This is a genomic window from Flavobacterium sp. UM26, from assembly GCF_057922445.1.
In genome coordinates, this window is the sequence record NZ_JBVHCY010000001.1 from 42,241 (window position 1) to 54,982 (window position 12,742).

The following is a 12,742-nucleotide window of genomic DNA, read 5'->3' on the forward strand; positions in this document are numbered from 1 at the left end:
AGATGCGAAATTGGTCTTGAATTGTTTAGATAATTTAGAAAACGCAAGAGTTCCCTGTTATTCAATAGACTACAAAGACTACTTTTTCTAAATATTTTATTTATGGTAAAAAAAAGAAGAACATTTGAAACATTTCTTAAATTTGTTCGACTAACTTTTTTACAGGTTGCAAAAATAGGGTATTTTAAAATATGGCGAAAGTAAAATATTATTACGATTCCGAAAAATTAGCGTATCGAAAAATTACCACTAAAAAAAGGAAGAAATTCGGTTTTGCGATCCTGTTTCTAGTGGCATCGGCGCTTTTTGGTTTCCTTTCATTTGTGGCCTTATTGAATGTTCCTTATTTCAAAACTCCCAATGACAGAATTCAAGAAAGGGAAATTGAAAATTTAAAGTTGAATTATGCTATTTTGAATAAAAAACTAGAGCAATTACAAGGAGTAGCAGAACAAATGGCTGAACGAGATAACAATTTGTACAGAACGTATTTCAATACAGCACCCATTTCTGATGAAGAACGAAAATCAGGCTATAAAAACAAAAATAGATATGCCGCCTTACAAGGATTTAACAATTCAGAACTCGTGAGTAGCACAACCCAAAAAATGGATGTTTTGAGTAAACAATTGGCTATTCAATCTAAATCTTTAGATGCTATTTTGAAATTAGCCGAAGCCAAACAAGTCTTTTTGTCCAGTATACCTGCTATTCAGCCTGTGCGAAATGAAAATTTAAAACATGTAGCTTCTGGATTTGGATATCGTACGGACCCCTTCACCAAAGCACGTAAAATGCATGAGGGTATGGATTTTACAGCAAAAACAGGCACACCAATTTTTGCTAGTGGCGACGGAATTGTAGCTCGAGCAGATAACTCAGCTTCTGGATTTGGAAACCATATCGTAATTCGGCATGGTTATGGCTATGAAACCCTCTACGCTCATTTAAGCAAATACAAGTGTAGAGCCGGACAACGTGTCAAAAGAGGTGACATCATTGGCTATGTAGGAAGCACAGGACGTTCTGAAGCTCCACATTTGCATTACGAAGTACACAAAAACGGTAAAGTAGTCAATCCGTTGAATTTTTATTACGGCAATATCTCTGCGGTTGAGTATGTGGCCATATCTAATTTAGCGAATCAAGAAAACCAATCGCTGGATTAATATTTTTAGAAAAGTGATTCGTATTTCGTCAGATAGTGATTAGTTAGATTTACAAAAGAGCATTCAAAAAAACAAGAAATAATGCATATAGAATTAGCACCAGATAAAAGATATTACAGTATTGGCGAAGTAGCCAAAGCCTTTGGCGTTAATGCCTCTTTGATTCGATTCTGGGATAGTGAATTTGATATTTTAAAACCTAAAAAAAATGCTAAGGGTAACCGAATGTTTACTCCAGAAGATATCAAAAACTTACAACTAATTTATCACTTAGTCAAAGAAAGAGGTTTTACTTTAGAAGGAGCCAAAACTCATTTAAAAGAAGGACAAAAGAAAACCTTGGACAAATTTGAAATTATTCGAAAATTAGAAGCCATTAAAGTTCAATTAACCCAAATTAAAAACGAACTTTAAACACATTAGAAAAAAAGTATTAAAATTAATCACTAATAATAAACCTTAAAATTAAATAAACATGAAAAGATTTTTGCCTTGGATTATCGGAGCTGTCGTGATTTTCGGAATATACAGCTGGGTTAAAGGAATTAACAACACGGCTGTTGGTTACGAACAAACCATCAACGAAGCATGGGGTAATGTCAATACTTCTTACCAAAGAAGAAATGATTTGATTGGAAACTTAGTAAATACTGTTAAAGGTGCTGCTGATTTTGAAAAAAGTACATTAACAGCAGTTATCGAGGCCCGTGCAAAAGCTACTTCGGTTACTGTTGACCCAACCAACATCACACCAGAACAATTATCAGCCTTTAATTCGGCTCAATCTGGTGTTTCCTCTTCACTATCTAAATTATTGGTATCTGTAGAGCGCTATCCTGATCTTAAAGCTAATGCTAACTTCTTGAAATTACAAGACGAACTAGCTAGTACTGAAAATCAAATTTTGACTGCTAGAACTCGTTTTAACGAAGCAGTAAAACCTTATAACACACATATCAAAACGTTCCCTAACTCAATTTTTGCTGGAATGTTTGGCTTCAAAGAAAAAGCATATTTCCAAGCTGTTGAAGGGGCTGATAAGCCGGTTGAAGTAAAATTCTAATCCTTTCTAACCCCTCCGAAGGAGGGGCTTTTTTTATACCAAATAAAAAAACTAAACAAATGTCAAAAGTAGAAGACTTTTTAACTAAAGAAGAGGAAAACGCCATAGTGGAAGCCATTCGCGTGGCCGAAAAAAATACTTCGGGCGAGATTAGAGTTCACATAGAAGCTACCACTTCTCTGGATGCTTATGACCGTGCTATGGAGGTTTTTCACGAACTCAATATGGATGCTACCGAATTACAAAACGGTGTACTCATTTATCTTGCAGTGATTGACAAAACCTTTGTGATTTGTGGTGACAAAGGCATAAACGATGTAGTAGCTCCTGATTTTTGGGACTGCACTCGTGATGCTATGGTGAGCCAATTCAAATTAGGAAATTACAAACAAGGCTTGATTGATGGCATTTTAAATGCTGGAGAACAACTTAAAAAATATTTCCCTTGGCAAGAAGGTGACACTAATGAATTGTCAAACGAAATTTCTAAAGGATAATCTATGAAAAATTCCAAATTAAATGCTTCAAATTCCAACGGGATTTTTCGATTACCTCTTTTGCTTATAGCATTCTTAACGTTTCAGTGCAGCTTTGCACAATTTACTATTCCAGAAAAACCTAGTTTTCAAACATCGGTCTACGATTATGCGAATTTATTTAGCGCTGAAGAAAAAGCACAACTGGAAGAAAAATTAGTTCGCTATTCGGATTCGACTACCACCCAGATTGTAGTAATTTCTATTGAAAGTCTGAAGAATGAAAACGTCAATCAATTGGCTACCAATTGGGCACATACTTGGGGAATAGGACAAGCCAAAGAAGATAACGGTGTCATCATTTTGATTGCTAAAAATGATAGAAAAATAGCCATTAATCCTGGTTACGGACTAGAAGACCGACTAACTGCTGGAATTGGAGGAGAAATCATCCGAAATATCATTACGCCAGAATTCAAGGCAGGAAGTTATTACAGAGGAATTGACAAAGGAACTGATGCCCTTTTTGATGTTTTCAAAGGTAAATACAAAGGAGAACGTAAAAAGTCTTCAGGAAAAAGCTTTCCTATTTTACCTTTGATTTTTATTATTGTCGTCCTGATTATTATTTTCTCTAAAAACAAAGGCGGAGGCAATTCTGGAAACCGAGGCGGTGGTGGCCCTAGCCTACTCGATGTCATCATTTTAAGTAACCTTGGCCGTGGCGGCGGAGGCGGATTTGGTGGTTCATCTGGCGGAGGTTTTGGCGGTGGCGGATTCGGAGGTGGATTCGGCGGAGGCGGATTCTCTGGTGGAGGTTCAAGTGGAAGTTGGTAAACAAAACTTCTACTTTAGCATCAAAACACGTTCACAAAAGCATAAAAGAACAGCGTAATGATAGTTCATTGCGCTGTTTTTATTTTAAAACTAAACCAGAACATCTTATTAATCAGCGCTTTGCTTTTAGAAAAAAATATTTTAATAATTCTACTAATTTTATAGAATTAATAATATATATTTGCTCCCGAAAATAATTCAAATCCAAAATAAGACTACAATGAAAACGAATCAAAAGAATGTTTATTCAAGTGAGAAACTAAAAAAGAAGAAACGATTGTCAACGGTTACGATCAATAATTGTATGATGTGTATGTGCTAGTTCAAAAAAAATTATTATTTAATTCTACTACTTACATATAATTTATATACAAATGAAAAATATCTATACAAAAACACTATCAACCCTACTTTTAATTTTACTATTTTCAACTTCCTATAGCCAAAGCCTTTTAGAGGGAGAAGTTAGAAACGATGACAACGCACCTATAGAAGGTGTCAATATATTTATAAAAGGAACTACCAATAGTACGACTTCAGATGTTAATGGAAAGTTTTCCATTCAATCCAAAGCATTACCATTTACCATTATTGTGCAATACGCTGGTTTTAATACCAAAGAGATTAAAATCACAGAATTACCTACTAATGCAAAACCGTTACAAATAAACATCTCTACTGGAGAAGAAAAAGTATTATCTGAGGTAGTGGTTACCTCAAGACGTAGAATAGAAAAAGCCCAAGATATTCCAATTGCCATTTCAGTTGTAACAGGTAAACAAGCGGAACAAGCTGGGGCATTCAACGTGAATCGTCTTAAAGAATTGGTACCTTCTGTTCAATTGTATTCTTCCAATCCAAGAAATACTGGAATTAACATTCGTGGTTTGGGATCTCCATTTGGGTTGACAAATGACGGTATCGATCCTGGAGTTGGATTCTATGTTGATGGCGTTTATTATGCCAGACCAGCAGCAACTACTCTTGATTTTATAGATGTAGATCGAATTGAAGTATTGCGTGGTCCTCAAGGTTCTTTGTTTGGAAAAAACACAACTTCGGGAGCATTTAACATTACGTCTCGCAAACCTAGTTTTACATCAAGTGCTGATTTTGAAGTAAGTTATGGTAACTACCAGTTCATTCAAGCCAAAGCCTCTGTTACGGGAGCTTTGAGTTCAAAAATTGCTGGTAGAATATCATTCTCTGGTACTCAACGTGATGGATTAATCGAAAATATTGTAACAGGAAGAGCTACTAATACACTGAACAATCAAGGAATTAGAGGTCAATTACTGTATACTCCTTCTGATAGAACAAATATATTATTTGCAGCAGATATCACATTGCAGCGTCCTGACGGATATGCACAAGTAGTTGCTGGTGTTGCTCCAACAAAAAGAGCGGCTTACCGCCAATTTGACGCCATAATTGCCGATTTAAATTATAAACTTCCTAGTTTGAATGCTTTTGACCGTAAGATTGACCACGACACCCCTTGGCGCTCAGGACAAGATTTAGGTGGCGCCTCTTTAAATATTGATACAAAAATTGGCACTGGAACACTTACCTCTACAACAGCTTGGAGATTCTGGAATTGGGATCCATCGAATGATAGAGACTTCACAGGTTTACAAGTATTGGCATTATCTCAAAATCCTGCCAGACATACACAATTTACACAAGAAGTACGCTATGCAGGACAAGTAACCTCATCCTTGAGTGGTGTGGTAGGTCTGTTTTTCATTGACCAAGAAGTAAAGGTAAGAGGAAATGAAGAATCTGGAACGGCACAATGGCGATTTGCACAAAGCACCACTAGCGCATTATGGAGAACTCCAGGTCTTTTTGAAGGATATGGTATAAGAACCAACTCGAATGTACGTTCAACAAGTGCTGCTGTATTTACTCAATTGGATTGGGCAATTACCGAGAAATTACACGTACTCCCTGGTTTACGATATAATTATGACAAAAAAGCTGCCGATTACGACCGTAAAACATACGGAGGTCTTCAGACTACAGATCCTGCATTACTTGCACTTAAAAGACTGGTTTATACAGACCAATCATTTACTTCAAGCACTGATGATACCGACTTTTCAGGAAATTTAACTGTTAACTATAAAGTATCCGATAAAATTAACGCGTATGCTACCTATGCAAAAAGCTATAAACCGGTTGGTGTGAATGTAGCAGGACTTCCGACTATTGCTGGACAACCAGCTCTTGATCTTGCAGTAATTAAACCCGAAAGCGTTAACCATTACGAATTCGGTATAAAAACATCACCTATTAAAAATTCAGTTTTAAACTTCACGTACTTTGATACAGAAATTAAAGATTTCCAAACCAATGTGCAAGCTGCTGAATTAGGGGTAAATCGTGGCTATCTAGCCAATGCCGACAAAGTGAGAGTCAAAGGTGTAGAATTAGACGCAAGTTTTTCACTAAACAAACACTTTAGTTTTAACGCTGCTGCTACTTATAGCGATGGTAAATATGTTAAATTCACTAATGCCCCTTTACCACTAGAAGAAACTGGAGCTGCGGTATCGTTTAAAGATGTTTCTGGAACAGACTTGCCAGGGGTTTCAAAATGGGCAGGAAGCCTTGGAGCTGAATACACTAAAAATGCTAAATTCTTCGGAAGCATTGGTAAGTTCTTCATCGCATTGGACAGTTTTGCTCGTTCTGAATTCTCTTCAAGCCCATCGGCATCAAAATATTTAGTAGTACCTGGTTATGCGATATTTAATGGTCGCCTTGGTTTCCGCGTTACTGATGGCTTGTCAGCTTATATCTGGGGTCGTAACTTATTCGATAAAGATTACTACGAACAATTACTTCCTGCTGGTGGAAATTCAGGGCAATATGCAGCAGTTTTAGGTGATCAAAGAACCTATGGTGTTACCCTAAAATATTCATTATAATTTAGTTAAAAAATTCCTTTTACTTTATTTGATTATGAGCCGTCTGAAATTTATGTTTCAGATGGCTCTTTTCATAAATAATTATCTCACTTTGCTTTCTAAAACAAAATAGTGAAGCATTTTGGGGAAAAATCTTTTCAAATAAACCCCTAAAACTTCTTTACCTCCAATATAAGCTTCAAATTTATTGGCTTCAATGACCTTAATCATTTTTGAAGCAAAGACATCCACGGGCATTCCGTTTTGTGTCGCTTCATCATTTGATTTTTGAGATTCTCCGTTTGCTGTTAATGCATTTATTGCTACATTAGTCTGTACGAAGCCTGGACAAATAAGGGTGACTTTGATATTATCTTTTTCATGTTCCATACGTAAAACATCGAAGAACCCATGTAATGCGTGTTTTGCTCCACAATAACCTGAACGATACGGACTTCCGAACTTCCCCATTAAGCTGGTTACCGTTACAAAATGACCTTTCTTTCGTTGTATAAAATGGGGCAAAAGTGCTTTTGTTAAAGCCACAGTTCCCAAATAATCGACGGCTATCAATTTTTTGTCTACTTCAAAATCCGTTTCGGCAATTAAGGAGCGTTGACTGATTCCACCGTTATTAATCAAAATATCAATGGAACCAAAAAATTGCAAGGCTTTAGAAACAGTAGTCTTGGATGCGTCGAAATTAGACAAATCAAAAGGAAGCACCACAACATCAGCGCTATCACACTTTTCCTTTACTTGCCCTAATGCTTCAAGATTTCGCCCAGACAAAATAAGCTTTGCCTGTTTTGAAGCTAAAGCATAGGCTAATGCCTCTCCTATTCCACTTGAAGCGCCTGTTATCCAAATTACTTTTCCAGTTACATTCATAACATTTTGATTTTTTACTAAGATATAAAATAAAACATTTTTTTTGCACTATTCTATTCGTAGACTTACATTTACAAAAAAAATATTTTGAAAAAAAAGTTCCTTATTCTTCTCTTTTTATCCTACTTTTTTTCCTTTTCGCAATCAGAAAAAAACATCGACCACCAAAGCATTCTTTGGACTCGGTATTATAATCTACTAACTTTAAATGACAATTGGTCCATTCATACAGAGTTTGACAATCGTGTTTTCTTGAAGCCAATTGCCGAAAACCTATTTGTCATTAGAATCCAAGGTAGATACAAATGGAATTCAAATATAGAAACTGGAGCTGGTTTCACTTACTTTTCGGTTTATACACAAGACCCAAAACAAGACTTTGATTTTGAAATTCCTGAATATAGAGGACAGCAAGATGTAACGTATAAGTTCAATCTAAAAAAAATAACCCTCAACCAAAGACTACAGGTTGAAGAACGGTTCGTACACAACGCTTCTAAAACAGGACTTATAGATGGCACCACCTTCAGTTGGCGTTTTCGTTACCGATTGCAAGCAGAATATCCGTTTTGGGAAAAAGATAAACAATATCTCAAAGCAATTGTATACGACGAGATTATGCTAAATGCTGGAAAAAGCATCATCTACAACACCTTCGACCAAAATAGAATCTATGCTGCCTTACAATATGGCATCAACAAAAATATCTCTGTGGAACTTGGGTATCTAAAGAGCTTTCAACAACGTCCTAGCGGGGTCGACTATTTCAATAGAGACATCATAAGACTGAGCATTTTTCATAAAATGCATTGGTAAAGAATTTATTAAGTTTTACTTTTTTTCATAAACAAAGTAGTACAAAAATATTTATTCCTTTATATTTGGACTGATTTTAAACGCCCTATATTTATGAAAATGAACCTATTAAAAACTAGCTACTTCGTTATTTTTTTACAAACCTCATTAACCTTTACCGCTTATGCTCAATTTGGCGGACTTAAAGACAAACTTTTAAGTGCTGGATCGGCTGTCGCGTCAAAAGCATTAGGGGTTGACAAGATTCTGAAACAACCTGCTGCCATAACCACATCATTCGAAGATGTAGACAAAACCGGGTCAAAACTTCCTGATTTTAAAGCCAACGAAAAAGCACAACCGCTTTATTTACTTCCCAAAGCTCCTGATGGTGGCTATGTCCTTTGTGAAGGTTTTTATGAAATGACTACCAAAAGCTACTGCTTGATGGCAGGAACTTTTGCCCCTTCTAGTGGAGATGGTTACATGTATGCCCCGACTTTGGGTCCAAAAGAGGAAATTGTAACTACGATTTTAAAAAATGCTGAAAAACACCCCGAAGTAGACCAACACGATATCCAAATGTTGTTATGGGCTATTATTGCTCGAACTAAATTCGCCGATTATAGCGGTCAAATAAAACTGACAGCTATCACTTTACTTTCTCCACAAGACTTATTGAAATTAGAAGGAGGCGCGCTAGGCATATTACCAGGTAACATAATGGAAAAAGCAAAAAGTAAATTACCGGAAGGAATTCAAACTATTTTTGAAGCCGAAAATCAAATTCGAAAATTAGTTGCTTCAGGAAACTACAGCTATGCCGAGATGGAGAAATATGCCATCATTGCAGGTTTTGCACCACCAAGAACCGACGTCCCTAGTGGCATTTGGACCTTACATCCTGATGGATATTATGTCCGCTATTTTCCTTCAGGCTATTCGATTACCAAAGTACAAATCTATGTTCCCAAAGAATTACTCCTAAACTCAAACGGTAAAAGAATTATTTACGACGCTACCAATGATATTGCTTGCCCAGCGAATGTAGGATCGCAACGTTTAGCACAAACCAATGAACCTCTATACCCTGATTACAAGCTTAAATTGAAACTGTTTTGTGCAGGGATTGAGTAAGTCTTATTTATAAAACACATAATCTCAAGAAAATTATAAAGATGAATAAACAAGTAAATAAAAGTTATCCGACTCTAATAGTATACTTATTCTTAGTAATTGCTTCAATTGTTGATTTGATAAATAACTTCAAAGAAACCAACACATTAGAAATAACGAAAATTATCATATTGATTTTAGTATTACTGCTAGGAATTATCTCTTTTAAAAAATAAAAAAAGCCTCCAAAATTCAACTTTGGAGGCTTTTATGTTCAATTTCTTTTACTTCTCTCTAATATAAATATCAATCGGAACACCAGAAAAATCCCATTGCTCTCTAATTTTGTTTTCTAAATAGCGCTTGTAAGGTTCCTTTACGTATTGTGGCAAATTCGCAAAAAATACAAATTGCGGTGTAGCCGTTGGCAACTGCATACAATATTTAATCTTCACATATTTCCCCTTAGTAGCTGGTGGTGGATAGGCCTCGATAACCTTCAACATAAATTCATTAAACTTAGAAGTAGGTATCCTTTGCTGTCTGTTTTCATACACTTTAACAGTAGCTTCCAAAGCTTTCAACAAACGTTGTTTCGTTAAAGCCGAAACAAAAAGAATTGGCACATCTGTAAACGGCATTAATTCCTTTTTTATTTTTTCTTCGTAATCACGAGTAGACATCGTATCCTTTTCTACCAAATCCCATTTGTTTACTAAAATGATTACCCCTTTTCTGTTTTTCTCTGCCAACCAAAAAATACTTTGATCTTGTCCTTCAAAACCACGAGTAGCATCAATCACCAAAATACAAACGTCTGCGTGTTCAATAGCACGAACAGAACGCATTACAGAATAAAATTCTAAGTCTTCTTTTACTTTGGCCTTACGACGAATTCCAGCTGTATCTACTAAATTAAATTCAAATCCAAAACGATCAAATTTAGTATCAATAGCATCACGAGTTGTACCCGCAATATCCGTCACCATAAAACGATCTTGACCAATCAAAGCATTGATAAAACTCGACTTTCCAGCATTAGGACGTCCGACTACAGCAAAACGAGGCAAAACCACTTCTTCTTTTACAGGTTCAGGTTTCACTGGAAAAGCTTCAATCAAAGCATCCAACAAATCACCCGTTCCACTTCCAGAAATACTCGCAAAGGTAAAGTAGTCTCCCAATCCCAAATTATAAAACTCTACTGCGTCTTTCTCACGCATCGCATTATCTACTTTGTTCACAGCCAATAAAACTGGCTTAGTCACTTTACGCAACAACTTAGCCACCGTCTCGTCCATTGGCGTAATTCCCTCTTCTACATCTACCACAAAAACAATCACATCGGCTTCATCTATTGCCAATTCAACTTGTTTGCGGATTTCTCCCTCAAAAACATCATCAGATCCACGAACATATCCACCCGTATCTATCACAGAAAACTCTTTTCCGTTCCACTCGCTTTTACCATAGTTTCTATCTCTGGTTACCCCAGAAACTGAATCTACAATAGCTTCTCTTCTTTGTATCAGCCTATTAAAAAGGGTCGATTTCCCTACATTAGGTCTTCCTACTATCGCAACAATATTATTCATTTTATTCGTATTCAAATAGTTATCCTTAGCGCACACTTTTGCGGTTAAGGCGTGCAAAGGTAGTGTTTAAAACTATGAGAATCAATTTTTTTGATATATTAGCACAACTAAACTATACCAAACCCAATTTCCCAAAACCATGAACCCTGATAACGAAATTAGATTACGCCTACGATTTTACAAAGACATCAACCAAAACGCGGATATTTTACGCTCTAAATTCGAAAAATTCATCTATGAAAAATCGCCAGATTATTATGCCAAAATCAGAGGTTATCATATTTGGCTCAACATCAAAGGAGACAAAAAAAGATATTGGTCACCCCATTTACATCTCGAGTTAGAAAAAAAATCCGAAAACGAAACCCATATCCGTGGACTCTTCGGTCCAGACCCAACTTTATGGACCTTATTTATGTTTCTGCATTTTATGATTGCTGGCACTTTCATCGTATTTTGCGGTATTGCCTACACGCATTATGTCCTCAAAGAATCCACACAATGGGATTTCATCGTACTTTCTATGATGATTTTTGCTTGGTTTCTACTTTATGTTATTGCCCGTCAAATCCGTTCCAACGGCGAAAAACAAATGAACGACTTAGAAAAAGTGTTTTTAAAAATAATTGAATAACCCTACCTATTAGGAGCTAATCCAGCTCTCCATTACAACTCCTCGTTCCAAAAACTGCGGTTCTAATGCGCTTGCAGGAGCTTCCGCTGGTCGCTCTGCAACCACAAGAACCACTAGTTTTTGGTACTCCGGGGTTTCCATTACGATCTGGGCTAAAAAAAAATCAGTAGTCGAAACAAATTCCACTACTGATTTCACATTTATAGTAACTCAATAAAAAATTGAACAACTTCAATTTGCTTTTTACTTCCGACTTCTAATCTCTCACTTCTAACTTATAGTTACTGATTATACCCGAAACGTTTCAACATATTGGCATTGCTTCTCCAATTTTTATTCACTTTCACATACAATTCTATGTGAATTTGTTTGCCGAAAAACGTTTCCAATTCTGCTCTCGATTCCATTCCTACTTTTTTCAAAGCAGCGCCTTTATGACCAATAATGATTCCTTTTTGCGTATCACGTTCTACCATAATCACTGACCGAATTCGAATGATAGCATCCGTTTCTACAAATTCTTCGGTAACAATTTCAACAGCATACGGAATCTCTTTGCTGTAATTCAATAAGATTTTCTCTCTAATAATTTCATTTACAAAAAAACGTTCAGGTTTATCGGTCAATTGATCTTTAGGATAATATGCTGGCGATTCTGGCAACAAGGCAATGATTCTCTGAAACACTTCTGGAACATTAAAATTCTGTAATGCCGAAATTGGGTAAATTTCCGCATTCGGCACTTTGGCGGTCCAAAAAGCGACTTGCTCTTCCAATTGCTCTTGATTTGAATTGTCAATTTTGTTCAACAACAACAAAACTGGAATTTTAGAATGGATAATTTTATTAAAAAAAGCATCATCTTTCAATTCCTGCTCGCCTATTTCTACCATATATACCAAGACATCGGCATCCTCAAAAGCCGATTTTACAAAACCCATCATCGCTTCTTGCATCTCATATGCAGGTTTAATAATCCCCGGTGTATCAGACAAGATCAATTGGAAATCATCTCCATTTACAATTCCTAAAATTCTATGTCTTGTGGTTTGTGCTTTAGAGGTAATAATGGATAATCGCTCCCCAACAAAAGCATTCATAAGCGTTGATTTTCCAACGTTTGGGTTTCCAATTATATTTACAAAACCGGCTTTATGTGTCATTTTAAATTCATTTAATTTCACTTCGCAAAATTCAAAGCAAAAGATATAGGCTACAAAGGTAGCCATATCAACTCAATAGACGAAATAAAAC

At 36.1% G+C, this 12,742-nt stretch carries 13 protein-coding genes; 9 read left to right on the plus strand and 4 right to left on the minus strand.

Annotation, left to right across the window (positions count from 1 at the left end; genetic code table 11):
* Positions 1-191: 191 nt before the first annotated feature.
* The 6 genes from ACZ1AQ_RS00180 (at position 192) to ACZ1AQ_RS00205 (ending at position 6,478) form a co-directional block, all read left to right on the plus strand.
* Positions 192-1,169 carry a M23 family metallopeptidase gene (locus ACZ1AQ_RS00180; RefSeq protein WP_489630957.1) on the plus strand — a complete coding sequence of 326 codons (978 nt, stop codon included), beginning with the start codon at positions 192-194 and terminating at the stop codon, positions 1,167-1,169.
* Positions 1,170-1,250: 81 nt separating this feature from the next.
* Positions 1,251-1,583 carry a MerR family transcriptional regulator gene (locus tag ACZ1AQ_RS00185; RefSeq protein ID WP_489630958.1) on the plus strand — a complete coding sequence of 111 codons (333 nt, stop codon included), beginning with the start codon at positions 1,251-1,253 and terminating at the stop codon, positions 1,581-1,583.
* Positions 1,584-1,644: 61 nt separating this feature from the next.
* Positions 1,645-2,232, plus strand: coding sequence for a LemA family protein (locus tag ACZ1AQ_RS00190; protein ID WP_489630959.1), 588 nt, complete (start codon positions 1,645-1,647; stop codon positions 2,230-2,232).
* 59 nt (positions 2,233-2,291) lie between these two features.
* The gene (locus tag ACZ1AQ_RS00195) at positions 2,292-2,729 is read left to right on the plus strand and encodes a TPM domain-containing protein (protein ID WP_489630960.1); all 438 of its coding nucleotides are present in this window, start codon (positions 2,292-2,294) and stop codon (positions 2,727-2,729) included.
* A 3-nt stretch (positions 2,730-2,732) separates the two neighbouring features.
* Positions 2,733-3,545: a TPM domain-containing protein gene (locus ACZ1AQ_RS00200; protein ID WP_489630961.1), complete on the plus strand. Its 813-nt coding sequence runs from the start codon at positions 2,733-2,735 to the stop codon at positions 3,543-3,545.
* A gap of 374 nt (positions 3,546-3,919) precedes the next feature.
* Positions 3,920-6,478, plus strand: coding sequence for a TonB-dependent receptor (locus ACZ1AQ_RS00205; RefSeq protein WP_489630962.1), 2,559 nt, complete (start codon positions 3,920-3,922; stop codon positions 6,476-6,478).
* An 81-nt stretch (positions 6,479-6,559) separates the two neighbouring features.
* Here the strand turns inward: ACZ1AQ_RS00205 and ACZ1AQ_RS00210 are convergent, their stop codons facing one another.
* Positions 6,560-7,348 carry an SDR family oxidoreductase gene (locus tag ACZ1AQ_RS00210; protein ID WP_489630963.1) on the minus strand — a complete coding sequence of 263 codons (789 nt, stop codon included), beginning with the start codon at positions 7,346-7,348 and terminating at the stop codon, positions 6,560-6,562.
* 87 nt (positions 7,349-7,435) lie between these two features.
* On the opposite strand from ACZ1AQ_RS00210, the gene ACZ1AQ_RS00215 reads away from it, so the two are divergent.
* Both ACZ1AQ_RS00215 and ACZ1AQ_RS00220 read left to right on the plus strand, forming a co-directional pair.
* Positions 7,436-8,164, plus strand: coding sequence for a DUF2490 domain-containing protein (locus ACZ1AQ_RS00215; protein ID WP_489630964.1), 729 nt, complete (start codon positions 7,436-7,438; stop codon positions 8,162-8,164).
* Between the two features lie 93 nt (positions 8,165-8,257).
* Positions 8,258-9,280 carry a hypothetical protein gene (locus ACZ1AQ_RS00220; protein WP_489630965.1) on the plus strand — a complete coding sequence of 341 codons (1,023 nt, stop codon included), beginning with the start codon at positions 8,258-8,260 and terminating at the stop codon, positions 9,278-9,280.
* A gap of 263 nt (positions 9,281-9,543) precedes the next feature.
* Here the strand turns inward: ACZ1AQ_RS00220 and der are convergent, their stop codons facing one another.
* Positions 9,544-10,854 carry a ribosome biogenesis GTPase Der gene (gene der, locus ACZ1AQ_RS00225; RefSeq protein WP_489630966.1) on the minus strand — a complete coding sequence of 437 codons (1,311 nt, stop codon included), beginning with the start codon at positions 10,852-10,854 and terminating at the stop codon, positions 9,544-9,546.
* A 139-nt stretch (positions 10,855-10,993) separates the two neighbouring features.
* On the opposite strand from der, the gene ACZ1AQ_RS00230 reads away from it, so the two are divergent.
* On the plus strand, positions 10,994-11,488 hold the full coding sequence (locus ACZ1AQ_RS00230; RefSeq protein WP_489630967.1) for a hypothetical protein: 495 nt from the start codon (positions 10,994-10,996) through the stop codon (positions 11,486-11,488).
* Positions 11,489-11,497: 9 nt separating this feature from the next.
* On the opposite strand, the gene ACZ1AQ_RS00235 is transcribed toward ACZ1AQ_RS00230, so the two are convergent.
* Together ACZ1AQ_RS00235 and era are read right to left on the minus strand one after the other, a co-directional pair.
* Positions 11,498-11,629 carry a hypothetical protein gene (locus tag ACZ1AQ_RS00235; RefSeq protein ID WP_489630968.1) on the minus strand — a complete coding sequence of 44 codons (132 nt, stop codon included), beginning with the start codon at positions 11,627-11,629 and terminating at the stop codon, positions 11,498-11,500.
* 140 nt (positions 11,630-11,769) lie between these two features.
* The gene (gene era / locus ACZ1AQ_RS00240) at positions 11,770-12,651 is read right to left on the minus strand and encodes a GTPase Era (protein WP_298298337.1); all 882 of its coding nucleotides are present in this window, start codon (positions 12,649-12,651) and stop codon (positions 11,770-11,772) included.
* Positions 12,652-12,742: the final 91 nt, after the last annotated feature.